The following is a 13,469-nucleotide window of genomic DNA, read 5'->3' on the forward strand; positions in this document are numbered from 1 at the left end:
GGCCGAAGGAGAAGCGCATGAGCATCGCAGCAAAGATCGACGGCAAGCGCGTCGCTGCTGATCTGAAGGCCGGCCTCGCCGAACGGGTGAAGGCGCTGCACGAGGCCGGAATCGATCCCGGCCTCGGCACCATCCTCGTCGGCGACGACCCGGGCTCCCGGTCGTACGTCGCGGGCAAGCACCGCGACTGTGCCGAGGTCGGCATCGCCTCGATCCGGATCGAGCTGCCCGCCTCCGCGTCGCAGGCGGAGATCGAGGCCGCGGTGCAGCAGCTCAACGACGACCCGACCTGCACCGGCTTCATCGTCCAGCTGCCGCTGCCTCCGCACGTCGACACCCACCGGGTCCTGGAGCTCATCGACCCGGACAAGGACGCCGACGGGCTCCACCCCACGAACCTCGGCAAGCTGGTGCTCGGGACCCCGGCGCCGCTGCCGTGCACGCCGCGCGGGATCATCGAGCTCCTTCGGCAGCACGATGTGCCGATCACCGGACAGCGGTTCTGCATCATCGGCTGTGGCCTGACCGTCGGCAGGCCTCTCGGGCTCATGCTCACCCGCCCGACGGAGCACGCCACCGTGACCCTGTGCAACATCGAGACCCGCGACGTCGCCGCTCACGCTCGGGCCTCGGACGTCATCGTCGCCGCGGCGGGCGTCGCTCACCTGGTCAAGCCCGACTGGGTCAGCCCCGGCGCCACCGTCCTCTCCGTCGGCATCACCCGGACCATCGAGGGCATCCTCGGCGACGTCGACCCGAACGTGGATGTCGTCGCCGGCAAGATGAGCGGTGCCACCGGGGGAGTCGGACCGATGACCCGCGCCATGCTGCTGACCAACATCGTCGAGATCGCCGAACAACATCTGGCTGCTCGGGAGGCGATCGTCGGGGCATTGACATGAGCGAGCGCCAGCGAGCGACAATAAACCTCAGGCCGCCGCGCCCGTACGATGGCGCTTGCGCTACGGGGGCGGTGGCATGAGTGCCGTTCGGATGCAGACCGTCGCAGCTCAGCGCTGCCAGGTGATGGGCATCATCAACGTCACGCCCGACTCCTTCTCCGACGGCGGCAGGTTCCTCGATGTCGAGGCGGCCGTCAGCCGAGGCGTCGAGCTGATGCGAGAGGGCGCCGACATCCTCGACGTCGGTGGCGAGTCCACCAGGCCAGGTGCCGGGCGTGTCAGCGAGAGCGAAGAGCTGGCCCGCGTGGTTCCGGTGATCGAGGCCCTGGCAGGGGAAGGATTTCCGGTCTCGATCGACACCATGCGGGCATCGGTCGCCCGGCAGGCCGTCCGAGCCGGCGCCGTGATCGTGAACGACGTCTCCGGTGGCCTCGCCGACCCCGAGATGCTGCCGTTCCTCGCCGAGGCCGACGTCACCTGCGTGCTCATGCACTGGCGGGGGCACTCCGTGCGGATGGACGACTTCTCCTACTACGACTCGGTGGTCGACGACGTCTGCGCCGAGCTTCGCGGCCGCCTCGACTCCGCGCTCGCCGCCGGCGTACGCCCCGAGCGCATCATCCTCGATCCCGGCCTGGGATTCGCGAAGAACGCCGCCCAGTCCTGGGAGCTGCTCTCTGCCCTGCCGGAGCTGCGAGAGCTCGGCTTCCCCGTCCTCGTCGGAGCCTCCCGCAAACGGTTCCTCGCCGAGGTGGCGACGTACGGACGACGTGACTCCGACGTTCCTGCCGACCGTGATGAGGCCTCGGACGCCGTGGCCGCCATCGCTGCGTACGGAGGCGCCTGGGGCGTGCGCGTGCACTCGGTCTCGGGTGCCGCTGCCGCCTCCAGGGTCGCCGCGCGTCTGCACGGCCGCGTGGTCGGAGCCGAGCTGATCGGCGCCCGGGCAGGGGAGCGATGAGTCGCCGGCCGGGCCTTACGACTGGTCCGGCCTCCGGCTTCGACGTCACCGAGGTGGAACGCGAGCTTCTCGCCCGCTGGCCCGAGACCAGGATCGCCCCCTCCCTCGAGCGCATCCGGGCGGTGATGGAGGTGCTCGGCCAGCCGCAGCACAACTACCGCTCGATCCACATCACCGGGACGAACGGCAAGACGAGCACCGCGCGGATGGTGGAGGCGATCCTGCTCGAGCTGGGCTCGAAGGTCGGTAGGTTCACCAGTCCTCATCTCACCGACATCCGGGAGCGGATCAGCCTCGGCGGCCGGCCGATCTCGCGGGGCGGCTTCGTACGCGCCTACCGCGACGTCCTGCCCGCCGCCGAGGCCGTGGACAGGACTCGCCCCACACCGCTGTCGTTCTTCGAGATGACGGTCGCGATGGCGTATCAGGCGTTCGCGACCGCGCAGGTCGACGTCGCCGCCGTCGAGGTCGGGATGGGCGGCAGGTGGGACGCCACCAACGTCATCGACGGCGAGGTCGCCGCGATCCTGCCCGTCGGCCTCGACCACGTCGACCACCTCGGCCCCACTACCCTCGACATCGCCGCCGAGAAGGCCGGGATCATCAAACCCGGTGCACTGGCGGTGACTGCTCGGCAGACCCCGGACGTCGAACAGCTCCTCCGCGCCCACGCCGACGCTCACTTGGCGCGGCTCATGGTCGAAGGCCGTGACTTCCGCCTGAGCGAGCGACGGACGTACGGCGTGGGGCAGATCATCTCGGTCGACGGTCTCGCGGGTCTCTACCCCGAGGTCCCGCTCTCCCTGCACGGACGCCATCAGGCGCACAACGCCGTGCTCGCCATCGCGAGCGTCGAGGCCTTCCTGGGCGAGGCAATCCCGATCGACGGCCTTCGCCGGGCGCTCGGCTCCGTACGATCGCCCGGCCGGCTGGAGGTGCTGCGCGGAGCCCCGGCCGTCATCCTCGACGCCGCCCACAACCCCGACGGTGCCCGCGCCTTGGCTGCGGGTCTGGCCGACCTGGGCGGGCGGCCGACCGTCGCCGTGGTCGCCGCGCTGAGCGACAAGGACCTCGCGGGCATGCTCGCCGAGCTCGAGCCCGTCGTGACGACGATGATCTGCACCCGGAACGGCAGTCCGAGGTCGCTGTCCGCTCGCGACACCGCTGCCGTGGCTTGCGGTTTCCTCGGCGCGGACCGGGTCGTGGAGATCGATGACCTCGGCGACGCCCTCCTCGAGGCGACCAGCGTCGCCTCGACTCTCTCCGCGGGTGACGGAGGTCCGGCTCAGGTTCTGGTCACGGGCTCTGTCGTCACCGTGGGGGAGGCGCGCCTCCTGTTGGGCCTGTGAAACCGTTGAGGCTGTGAAACGGTCCTGCCCCTGGCCGACGTGGCCAGGGGCAGGACCGTGCGCTGACCGCTGGGGTCAGCTCACCATGCCGTGCGGATCGATCACGTACTTGGTGGCCGCGCCCTGGTCGAACGCGGCGTAGCTCTCCGCGGCCTCGTCGAGGCTGATGGTCTTCGCGTTGACCGCGTCGGCGATGTGGGCCTTGTCGGCGAGGATCAGGTTCATCAGCTGGCGGTTGTACTGCTTGACCGGGCACTGACCCGTCACGAAGGTGTGCGACTTGGCCCAGCCCAGGCCGAGCCTGACGCCGATCTTCCCCTGCTTGGCGGCATCGTCGACCGCGCCCGGGTCGCCGGTCACGTACAGGCCGGGGATGCCGAGCGAGGCACCTGCGCGGGAGACCTCCATGATGTCGTTGAGGACGGTGGCAGGCTGCTCGACGGCATCCCGGCCGTGACCGCGGGCCTCGAAGCCGACCGCGTCGACGGCCGCATCGACCACCGGCTCGCCGAGGATGTCCGCGATGATGTCCGCCAGGGCGTCGCCGGAGGACAGGTCCGCGGTCGCGCAGCCGAAGCTGGCGGCCTGCTCGAGCCGAGCCGCGTTCATGTCGCCGACGATGACGGTCGCGGCCCCCAGCAGCTGCGCCGAGTACGCCGCGGCGAGCCCGACCGGGCCCGCACCCGCCACGTACACGGTCGATCCGGTGGTGACACCGGCCGTATAGGCACCGTGGTAGCCGGTCGGGAAGATGTCGGAGAGCATCGTCAGGTCGAGGATCTTCTCCAGGGCCTGGTCCCGGTCGGGGAACTTCAGCAGGTTGAAGTCGGCGAACGGGACCATGACGTACTCGGCCTGGCCGCCGATCCAGCCGCCCATGTCGACATAGCCGTACGCAGCGCCGGCCCGGGCCGGGTTCACGTTGAGGCAGATGCCGGTCTTGCCCTCGTTGCACATCCGGCAGCGTCCGCAGGCGATGTTGAACGGCACCGAGCAGATGTCACCGACCTCGTGGAAGAGGACGTCGTCGCCGATCTCGACGATCTCGCCGGTGATCTCGTGGCCGAGGGTCTGGCCCACGGGCGCGGTCGTCCGGCCGCGGACCATGTGCTGGTCGCTGCCGCAGATGTTGCTGGTGACGAGCTTGAGGATCACCGCGTGCGGCGCGGCGCGCTTGATCCCCAGGCCACGGACCACGTCCTCGGGGAGCTCCAGCTTCGGGTACTCGATGGTCTCGACGGCCACCTCGCCCGGCCCCTTGTAGACGACGACTCTGTTGTCTGCCATGGCGTCTCTTCTTCCTGCCCCGGGATGGGGGCGTACGGCGTTTCTCAGATGACAAGCGTGTTTCTTATAGCGAAACAAGAGCGCTATATGAAACACGCTAGCCCGTCGGGAACGCTGGCATCAAGACCCTCTCTCGATCGATTTCGGGCCGCTTGCGGCGGCGTCTGGTCGCTCGCGCTGCGGCTACCCGACAGTAGGGGCGGAGAGGGCGGGATCTGACCGGGCGGCATACTGTTTCAGCATGAGCAACACGAGCGAAACACGGAGCACGACCGTTCACTCAGTGGACCGAGCCATCTCCATCCTCCAGGTGCTCGCCCGTCGGGGGGCTGTCGGAGTCACGCCGATCTCCGAGGAGCTGGGGGTGCACAAGTCCACGGTCTTCCGTCTGCTGGCCACTCTCGAGGCGCGCGGGCTGGTGGAGCAGAACGCGACTCGGGGGCATTATCAGCTCGGCTATGGCGTCATCCAGCTGGCCGCCGGCGCGACCCGCAAGCATGACCTCTCGGTCACGAGTCGTCCGATCTGCATGGCGTTGGCCGACGAGGTCGGAGAGACCGTCAACATCGTCATCAACGACGGTGAGGAGGCCATCACGATCGACCAGGTGATCGGGAGCGCCGAGATCACCTCGGTGAACTGGGTCGGGCAGCGGAGCCCCTTGCACACCACAGCGTCCGGCCAGGTCTTCCTGGCGATGATGCGGCCGGAGGAGCGCCAACACATTCTCGACCGTGGTCTCGAGCGTTACACCGAGGAGACCGTGGTCGATCCGGAGCGGCTCGAGGAACAGCTCGCCGAGGTCAGGCGGCTGGGCTACGCCTACTCCGTCGACGAGCACGAGATCGGTCTCGCCGGCGTGGCCGCGCCGATCCGCTCCATCGGCGGCGGGGTGATCGCCGCCGTGGTGGTCTCCGGCCCGTCGTTCCGCATCACCTCCGAGAATGCGGCCGAGCTGGCCGAGCACGTTCTCGCGGCCGCTGCGTCGATCTCCGAGCGGAACGGCTTCCCCAAGGCCGAGTGATCTGCGCCCTGCCGGGGCGACGAACCGGCCCGCAAGATCGGCCCGCATGCCCTGTGCATGCGGGCCGCTTCGTCCATGTCGTCGAGCGCGCGTAAATCCTGTGACCGAATCGACATCGATCCGTTGACAGCGTCACATTTGGCGCGGCAGAATCGTTTCACGGTACGCAGTGGTTGTGCAGAGCGAAACAACTGTTGACTGACGGGCCGCTGTCATCTGAACCCCGGTACCTGCCCGGATCTGAGCGTGGGAGACATGAGCGTGACGCGAATGAGCATCGAAACGAGGCCTGCGGGCCTGGCGTCCTTGGCGGACAGGCGAGCATCCGGCTACAGCCTGGAGGCGCCGTTCTACACAAGCTCGGAGATCTACGAGCAGGATCTCGACATCGTCTTCGGGCAGCACTGGATCTTCGCTGTCGCCGAGGCTGAGATCCCGGACCCCGGTGACTACGTCACCATCGATGTGGGCGCGCACTCCGTGATCGTCGTTCGCGATGACGACGAGAACGTCCGCGCCTTCCGGAACGTGTGCCGGCACCGCGGATCACGGCTGCTCGAGTCCGCCTGCGGCTCGATCGGCAACATCGTGTGCCCTTACCACCAGTGGACCTACCGGGTCGACGGCAGCCTCATCTTCGCCGAGTCCCAACAGGACTCCTTCGAGTACGACAAGTTCGGGCTCAAGCCGGTGAACGTCCGCGCCGTGGGCGGGCTGGTCTTCCTCTGCCTGGCCGACGAGCCGCCAGCCGACTTCGACGAGGTCAGCGAGTTCCTGGAGCCCTACCTGAAGCCCTACTCTCTCGCCTCGGCCAAGGTCGCCCACCAGACCGACATCGTGGAGGAGGGCAACTGGAAGCTGGTGATGGAGAACAACCGTGAGTGCCACCACTGCGACGCCTCCCACCCCGAGCTGGTGACGGCCTACTTCCCGATCAGCCGGTACGAGGCCAAGGACGTGCCGCCGCGTATGCAGTCGACCTTCGAGCGTTACCAGGCGGCGCAGGCCGATCTGGAGAAGGCCTGCGCGGCCATCGGCTTCCCCGTCGGCGAGCGCTGCGAGCTCGAGGGGCGTGCGACGGCGTTCCAGATCTCACACCTCCCCCTCGACGGCGCGGGGGCCTCGTTCGGCCCCGACGGACAGCAGCTCTGCGCCAAGCTGATGGGGTCCATCGAGGACCCGAGGTTCGGCGATCTCTCGCTGCACATGCAGCCCAACTCGTGGTTCCACTTCCTCGGTGACCACGCCGTCGTCTTCTCGGTGATCCCCCTCGCCGTCGACCGGACGCTGGTCCGGACGACCTGGTTGGTGAACCCGGAGGCCGTCGAAGGGGTCGACTACTCGGTCGAGTCGCTCACCTCTGTCTGGCGGGCCACCAACGACCAGGACCGCGTCCTGGTGGAGAGCACGCAGCGAGGAGTCGCGGACCCGGGCTACGTACCCGGCCCGTACTCGACCGTCGAGGGCGAGGTCGACGCCTTCGTCACCTGGTACGTCCAACGCGTCCAAGCCAACGCCTAGCAGGATTCGGGAGCAGACATGAGCATCATGGAGACGGACATCCCCGAGGTGTCGGAGCCGAACTCGTTCGGCCTGCAGAACGGCCGCCCGGCGGTCGCCCGTAGCAAGCGGATGCTGGAGCCCTGCTGGGCCGAGAGCGACGTGATGGACCTGGTGTGCAGCCAGGTTCTGGCGGTCACCCATGATGTGAAGACCTTCGTCTTCACGACACCCGAGCGGCGCCCCTTCGACTTCGAGGCGGGACAGTTCATCACGATGCGGGTCGAGATCGACGGCGAGATGATGACCCGCTGCTACACGATCGCCTCCCCGCCGACCCGGCCCGACCGCCTGGCGATCACGATCAAACGGGTCCCCGGCGGTGTCGTGTCGAACTGGCTGCACGACAATCTCGAACCCGGCAACTGGATCTCGATGCACGCCCCGGCGGGCGCCTTCGTGCTGCCTGAGGAGGACGCGCCGAAGTACCTGTTCCTCTCGGCCGGGAGCGGCATCACCCCGGTGCTCTCGATGACGCGGACCCTGTATGACCTGGGGTCCGAGGCGGACATCCTCTTCGTGCACAGCGCGCGCACGCCGGCCGACATCATCTACCGCGGAGAGCTCGAGGCGATGGCGCGCCTGATGCCCAACCTGCGAGTGGTGGAGATCTGCGAAGGTGACGCCCCCAGCGAGCGCTGGATGGGGCTGCAAGGACGCATCTCCAAGCCGGTGCTCGAGATCCTGGCCCCTGACCTCAACGAGCGCGAGACGTTCATCTGCGGACCCGAGGGCTACATGGCGGCGGCGAAGTCGCTGCTCGAAGAGCTCGACTACGACATGGCGAAGTATCACGAGGAGAGCTTCGACCTCAGCGCGCCCGCGGCGCCTGTCCTGCCTGCCGGTCCACCGACCGAGCAGGAAGCCGAGCAGGAAGCCGAGCAGGAAGCCGCGGACGAGGCTGCGACCGGGTTCTCGGTCGAGTTCGCACGCAGCGGCCGCATGATCACCTGCGGTCCGGACCAGACGCTGCTGGAGGCGGCGGTGGCAGCCGGCATGCGGCCGCTGGCCGCCTGCGGTCAGGGCATGTGCGGGACCTGCAAGGTGTCGATGCTCTCCGGAGAGGTCGACATGCAGCACAACGGCGGGATCCGACCGAAGGAGATCGGCCAGCAGAAGGTGCTGATCTGCTGTTCCAAGCCGCTGGGTGACGTCCGTCTGGACTGCTGAGGAGGCGTACGCAGCACCGGCGGCCGCCCGGCCGGGGTCGACCTGGCAGCCACCGATGGCTCAGAGGACCTGACGGATCTCGCGCTCGAAGTCACCGATGTGCTCGAGGGTGAGCTTCTCGGCTCGGTCGCCGTCGCCGGCGGCCACGGCGTTGAGGAGCTGCGCCTGCTCGACCACGTGGTGGGCCAGGTCGGGGAGGCGGTCGATCACCATCCACCAGATCCTGATGGCCAGGTTGTCGTACCTGACCAGGATGTCCTCGAGGTGCGCGTTGCCGCTCGACTGGTAGATCAGTCCGTGGGCGGCCTTGTCGACGCGCATCAGGGCGGTGCGGTCCTGGTCGCCCAGCTTGCCCTCGCCGATCTGATCGGCGAGAGCGCGCATCTGCTCGCGCTGCTGCGCGGTCGCGCGCTCCGCGGCGACGCGGGACGCGTGCGGCGCGAGCTGACGCCGGATCTCGGTGATCGCGCTGAGCTCGGTCGCGTCGATGGTCGTCGCGAAGGTGCCGCGCCGCGGGAAGGAGTGGACGAGGTGGTCGGCCTCGAGCCGCTTGATCGCCTCCCGGACGGGGGTGCGCCCCATGCCGATGGCCGCGGCGATCTGCGCGTCGTTGATCGGTGCCCCGGGGCGGATGTCGAGCATCACCAGGCGATCGCGGACGTACAGGTAGGCCTGCTCGGCAAGTGAGGAGGCGGGCGGGTTCGCCGTCGTCGCCAGAATCTCGTCAACAGTCATCGAGTGCGTGCCCACCTGTCCGGTCCGACCTGTCGGCATCAGATATTCCTGATGCGGTTTTTACCATCCTAGTCTGATACATCAGCCTTCGGGCAATTGCGTGGCCGGTCATTTCCTTGTGATTCGGGCCCTTGTCATCTGTGATGCATCACATATATGGTCACTGGTATATCAGTGTCTGACCGTGTAGCGCCCCACCGTAGTGCCGCCACCCGGAGCCTCCATGGCACCTACAGATGCTGCTCGTCCCAAGGGCTCTCGATCGGAGTGCGTCATGAGATCATCCGCAGGTAGCGGAGACCTTTCCCCTGTGCCTTCCCCGCGCCACAAGGCCGTCGGTCAGCACGGAAGTCCGACCCATCCTGCGCTCGACTGTCCTCCCGGGGAGCCGGCCAAGGACACGGGGGGCGTCGACCGCGTCGTTTTCGGGGTGACCGCGCTCATCGCGGTCGGCTTTCTGGTCTGGGGGTTCCTCAGCACGGAGACGCTGGCGTCGGTCTCGGGGACGTCGTTGTCCTGGGTGATGGCCAACCTGGGATGGCTCTTCGTCACCGCGGCGTCGACCTTCGTCGGGTTCGTGCTGTGGCTCGCCTTCGGCAAGTTCGGGAACATCCCGCTCGGCAGGGACGGCGAGGAGCCCGAGTTCCGCACGGTCTCGTGGATCACGATGATGTTCAGCGCCGGCATGGGGATCGGTCTGATCTTCTACGGGGTGAGCGAGCCGATCAGCCACTACATCGCCCCGCCGCCGGGCTCCGTCGGCGACGGTCAGTCCGAGAAGATCCAGACGGCCATGGCCACGACCCTCTTCCACTGGGGGATCCACCCGTGGGCGATCTACGCCCTGGTCGGTCTCGCGATCGCGTACAGCGTCTTCCGGAAGGGGCGCGGCCTGCTCATCAGTTCGGTGTTCGAGCCGCTCCTCGGGCGTCACGCGTACGGTGCCGGCGGCAAGGTCATCGACATGCTCGCGATCTTCGCCACGCTCTTCGGGTCGGCGGCGTCGCTCGGCCTCGGCGCGCTCCAGATCCGTAGCGGGCTCGAGATCGTCGGCGGACTGGGCCGGACCGGAAACGGCATCCTGGTCGCGATCATCGCCGTGCTCACGGTGGGCTTCGTCATCTCGGCGGTCTCGGGGGTGGCCAAGGGGATCCAGTGGCTCTCGAACATCAACATGGTGCTCGCCGTCGGGCTGGCCCTGTTCGTCTTCTTGGCCGGACCGACGGTGTTCATTCTCAGCCTCGTCCCGACAACGGTCGGCAGCTACTTCCAAGAGGTGGCGATGATGTCGGCACGGACCTCGGCCGAAGGCTCTGTGACCGCCTCCTGGCTGTCGAGCTGGACTGTCTTCTACTGGGCCTGGTGGCTCTCGTGGACGCCGTTCGTCGGGATGTTCATCGCCCGGATCTCGCGCGGCCGGACCATCCGCCAGTTCGTGACCGGTGTGCTCCTGGTTCCTTCGCTGGTGAGCCTGGCCTGGTTCGCGATCTTCGGCGGTGCGGCCATCAACCTGCAGCAGAACGGCGTGGACATCGCCGGCGCAGGGGGCGTGGAGACCCAGCTGTTCACGACTCTGGCGTCCTTCCCGTTCGCCACCGTGGCCAGCGTGGTGGTCATGATCCTGGTCGCGCTCTTCTTCGTCTCGGGTGCGGACGCCGCCTCGATCGTCATGGCCACGCTCTCCGAGCGCGGCTCGATCGAGCCGGGGAGGCCGACGGTGATCTTCTGGGGTGTCGCCACGGGTGCGGTCGCCGCCGTGATGCTCCTGGTCGGCGGCTCCGACGCGCTCAGCGGCCTGCAGACCATCACCATCGTCGCTGCGGTCCCCTTCGTGGTGGTCATGGTCGGGCTGTGCGTGTCCCTGGTGAAAGACCTCCGCGAGGATCCGCTGGTCGTGCGCGCACAGTACGCCTCCAAGGCTGTCGAGCAGGCCGTCGTCTACGGGGTCTCGGAGCACGGGGACGACTTCGTCTTCAGGGTCTCGCGTGACCCTGATGCTCCCGCCGACGACCCGGGTGATGAGCCAGTCGGTGAGCCGGTCGTGGAAGCGGTCGTCGAGCCCGTCGTCGAGCCCGTCGATGACGAGGACGCGCTGCCCAGGCCGGCGAGCTAACCCGAGTCGCGAAGGGAACGGGTGTGGTGAAACGAGATGCGGACGGGGCGTACCCCGTGGACGAGCCGACGGAGGCGCTCGGTGTCACCGAGCCGAAGAACTGGGCCGCGGGCGTGCCTGGGGTGCGGAAGGCGATCGAGTACTCGCTGAGGCAGACCTCTGTGCGGCGTACGGCGTTGACGTTGTTGAACCTCAACCAGGCCGACGGGATGGACTGTCCGGGATGTGCATGGCCGGAGCCCGAACACCGCCACCGGAACGAGTACTGCGAGAACGGCGCCAAGCACATCGCCGACGAGGCGACCACGCGTCGGGTGACGCGCGAGTTCTTCGCCCGGCACTCGGTCGCGGAGCTCGACGAGAAGTCGGACCACTGGCTCAACCAGCAGGGCCGGCTGACCGAGCCGATGGTCAAGCGGCCAGGTGCGACCCACTACGAGCCGATCACCTGGGAGGAGGCGTTCGAGACCATCGGCGCAGAGCTCAACGGCCTCGACTCTCCCGACGAGGCGCTGTTCTACGTCTCGGGCAGGCTGAACAACGAGGCTGCGTTCCTGGTGCAGCTCTTCGCCCGGGCCTTCGGTACGAACAACCTGCCCGACTGCTCGAACATGTGCCATGAGTCCAGCGGCTCGGCGCTCAACGAGACGCTGGGGATCGGCAAGGGCAGCGTCCAGCTCGAGGACATCTACAACGCGGACCTGGTGTTCGTCGTCGGCCAGAACCCGGGTACGAACCACCCGCGGATGCTGTCGGCGCTGGAGGAGACCAAGCATCGCGGCGGCAGGGTGATCGCGGTCAACACGCTGCCAGAGGCGGGACTGATGCGGTTCAAGAACCCGCAGAAGGCTCGTGGAGTGGTGGGTCGGGGCACCCAGATCGCGGACCAGTTCCTGCAGATCCGTCCAGGCGGCGATCTCGCCCTGTTCCAGATGCTCAACCGCCGTCTGCTCGAGGCCGACCGGGACGCCGGGGGCGGGGTGCTGGACTGGGAGTACATCGCGGAGTACACGACCGGGTTCTATGCCTTCGCCGAGCATGCCCGCGCGATCACGTGGGAGGCGGCGCTCGAGGCCACCGGGCTGACTCGCGAGGAGATCGAGGCGGTCCACGAGCAGGTGCTGGCCAGCCGCTCGGTCATCGTCTGTTGGGCGATGGGGCTGACCCAGCACAAGCACGGTGTGCCGACGATCCGCGAGGTGGTCAACTTCCTCATGCTGCGGGGCAACATCGGCAAGCCCGGTGCGGGCGTGTGCCCGGTCCGCGGCCACTCGAACGTGCAGGGTGACCGGACGATGGGTATCTGGGAGAAGATGCCCGACTCCTTCCTGGGCGCGCTCGGTGCCGAGTTCGGCTTCGACCCGCCACGCAAGCACGGGTACGACTCGGTGGACGCGGTCCGGGCCATGCGGGACGGGAAGGCGAAGGTCTTCGTGGGCGTCGCCGGCAACTTCGTCCGGGCGATCTCGGACAGCGACGTCGCCGAGGCGGCGCTGAGGAAATGCAGCCTGACGGTCCAGATCTCCACCAAGCTCAACCGCTCGCACACAGTGGTCGGCCGGACGGCGCTGATCCTGCCCACGCTGGGTCGCAGCGACATCGATGTCCAGGCGAGCGGCGAGCAGTTCGTGACCGTCGAGGACTCGATGAGCTCGGTGCACGCGACCCGCGGCAAGCTCGAGCCTGCCTCGAAGAGTCTGCTCAGCGAGGTCGCGATCGTCTCGCGCATCGCGCGAGCCACGATCGGCGGCCGCTACGGCATCGCGTGGGCGGACTTCGAGGCCGACTACAGCCGGATCCGCGGTCGGATCGCTCGGGTGGTGCCGGGGTTCGAGGACTTCAACGAGCGGATCAAGGAGCCCAACGGATTCGTCCTCCCGAACCCGGTCAACTCCGGCGTCTACCGCACGCCGAGCGGCAAGGCCGTCTTCACGCGCAACGACCTGACCTGGCTGCAGGCGCCACCGGGCCATCTGATCCTGCAGACGCTGCGCTCCCACGACCAGTGGAACACCATCCCGTACGCGATGGACGACCGTTACCGCGGCATCCACCAGGCCCGACGGGTGGTGATGGTCAACCCGGCCGACATCGCCGAGCTCGGGCTCGCCGACGGTGACCGCGTCGACATCGTCGGGGTCTGGGAGGACGGCGTCGAGCGGCGGGCGCCCGGGTTCACCCTGGTCGCCTACCCGGCGAGCCGGGGCTCGGCGGCGGCGTACTATCCGGAGACCAACGTCCTCGTGCCGCTCGACAGCGTCGCCGAAGGCAGCAACACCCCCACCTCGAAGGGGGTGGTGGTCCGACTCGAGGGCGCCGGGTCGGATCCGGGCTGACAAGCGGCCTGGCTGTAGATTCTTCTGCGTGA

The 13,469-nt window shown here is 68.1% G+C and carries 10 protein-coding genes; 8 read left to right on the forward strand and 2 right to left on the reverse strand.

Going from position 1 to position 13,469, the window contains the following annotated elements; translation table 11 throughout:
• The first annotated feature begins 17 nt into the window (after positions 1 to 17).
• From ABZZ22_RS07580 to ABZZ22_RS07590, 3 genes are all read left to right on the forward strand, one after another.
• Positions 18 to 902 carry a bifunctional methylenetetrahydrofolate dehydrogenase/methenyltetrahydrofolate cyclohydrolase gene (locus tag ABZZ22_RS07580; RefSeq protein ID WP_354928733.1) on the forward strand — a complete coding sequence of 295 codons (885 nt, stop codon included), beginning with the start codon at positions 18 to 20 and terminating at the stop codon, positions 900 to 902.
• A gap of 76 nt (positions 903 to 978) precedes the next feature.
• On the forward strand, positions 979 to 1,863 hold the full coding sequence (gene folP / locus ABZZ22_RS07585) for a dihydropteroate synthase (RefSeq protein WP_354928736.1): 885 nt from the start codon (positions 979 to 981) through the stop codon (positions 1,861 to 1,863).
• Complete coding sequence (locus ABZZ22_RS07590; RefSeq protein ID WP_354928739.1) at positions 1,860 to 3,212, forward strand: folylpolyglutamate synthase/dihydrofolate synthase family protein; 1,353 nt, start codon at positions 1,860 to 1,862, stop codon at positions 3,210 to 3,212. Before folP ends, ABZZ22_RS07590 begins: the two co-directional genes overlap by 4 nt.
• A gap of 75 nt (positions 3,213 to 3,287) precedes the next feature.
• Here ABZZ22_RS07590 and fdhA read toward each other — a convergent pair whose 3' ends face one another.
• Entirely contained in the window at positions 3,288 to 4,499 is a 1,212-nt protein-coding gene (gene fdhA / locus ABZZ22_RS07595) for a formaldehyde dehydrogenase, glutathione-independent (protein WP_354928742.1), read from the reverse strand.
• Between the two features lie 283 nt (positions 4,500 to 4,782).
• Here fdhA and ABZZ22_RS07600 point away from each other — a divergent pair, with 283 nt between their 5' ends.
• From ABZZ22_RS07600 to ABZZ22_RS07610, 3 genes are all read left to right on the forward strand, one after another.
• Positions 4,783 to 5,523, forward strand: coding sequence for an IclR family transcriptional regulator (locus ABZZ22_RS07600; RefSeq protein WP_354928745.1), 741 nt, complete (start codon positions 4,783 to 4,785; stop codon positions 5,521 to 5,523).
• A 270-nt stretch (positions 5,524 to 5,793) separates the two neighbouring features.
• On the forward strand, positions 5,794 to 7,044 hold the full coding sequence (locus ABZZ22_RS07605; RefSeq protein ID WP_354928748.1) for an aromatic ring-hydroxylating dioxygenase subunit alpha: 1,251 nt from the start codon (positions 5,794 to 5,796) through the stop codon (positions 7,042 to 7,044).
• An 18-nt stretch (positions 7,045 to 7,062) separates the two neighbouring features.
• Positions 7,063 to 8,253 (forward strand): hybrid-cluster NAD(P)-dependent oxidoreductase, encoded by a 1,191-nt coding sequence (locus ABZZ22_RS07610; RefSeq protein ID WP_354928751.1) that lies wholly within the window; start codon positions 7,063 to 7,065, stop codon positions 8,251 to 8,253.
• A 60-nt stretch (positions 8,254 to 8,313) separates the two neighbouring features.
• On the opposite strand, the gene ABZZ22_RS07615 is transcribed toward ABZZ22_RS07610, so the two are convergent.
• Positions 8,314 to 8,988 (reverse strand): GntR family transcriptional regulator, encoded by a 675-nt coding sequence (locus tag ABZZ22_RS07615; RefSeq protein ID WP_354928754.1) that lies wholly within the window; start codon positions 8,986 to 8,988, stop codon positions 8,314 to 8,316.
• Positions 8,989 to 9,418: 430 nt separating this feature from the next.
• Here ABZZ22_RS07615 and ABZZ22_RS07620 point away from each other — a divergent pair, with 430 nt between their 5' ends.
• Both ABZZ22_RS07620 and ABZZ22_RS07625 read left to right on the forward strand, forming a co-directional pair.
• Entirely contained in the window at positions 9,419 to 11,101 is a 1,683-nt protein-coding gene (locus ABZZ22_RS07620; RefSeq protein ID WP_354928757.1) for a BCCT family transporter, read from the forward strand.
• 56 nt (positions 11,102 to 11,157) lie between these two features.
• Positions 11,158 to 13,437 (forward strand): FdhF/YdeP family oxidoreductase, encoded by a 2,280-nt coding sequence (locus ABZZ22_RS07625; RefSeq protein WP_354928760.1) that lies wholly within the window; start codon positions 11,158 to 11,160, stop codon positions 13,435 to 13,437.
• The last annotated feature ends 32 nt before the right edge of the window (positions 13,438 to 13,469 follow it).

The sequence above is a fragment of the Nocardioides sp. NPDC006273 genome (genome assembly GCF_040613495.1).
Classification (GTDB): Bacteria; Actinomycetota; Actinomycetes; order Propionibacteriales; family Nocardioidaceae; genus Nocardioides.

Coding starts and splice junctions, on each gene's coding strand:
- ABZZ22_RS07580 (WP_354928733.1), top strand. CDS start 18: ATGAGCATCGCAGCAAAGATCGACGGCAAGCGCGTCGCTGCTGATCTG.
- folP (WP_354928736.1), top strand. CDS start 979: ATGAGTGCCGTTCGGATGCAGACCGTCGCAGCTCAGCGCTGCCAGGTG.
- ABZZ22_RS07590 (WP_354928739.1), top strand. CDS start 1,860: ATGAGTCGCCGGCCGGGCCTTACGACTGGTCCGGCCTCCGGCTTCGAC.
- fdhA (WP_354928742.1), bottom strand. CDS start 4,499: ATGGCAGACAACAGAGTCGTCGTCTACAAGGGGCCGGGCGAGGTGGCC.
- ABZZ22_RS07605 (WP_354928748.1), top strand. CDS start 5,794: ATGAGCATCGAAACGAGGCCTGCGGGCCTGGCGTCCTTGGCGGACAGG.
- ABZZ22_RS07610 (WP_354928751.1), top strand. CDS start 7,063: ATGAGCATCATGGAGACGGACATCCCCGAGGTGTCGGAGCCGAACTCG.
- ABZZ22_RS07615 (WP_354928754.1), bottom strand. CDS start 8,988: ATGACTGTTGACGAGATTCTGGCGACGACGGCGAACCCGCCCGCCTCC.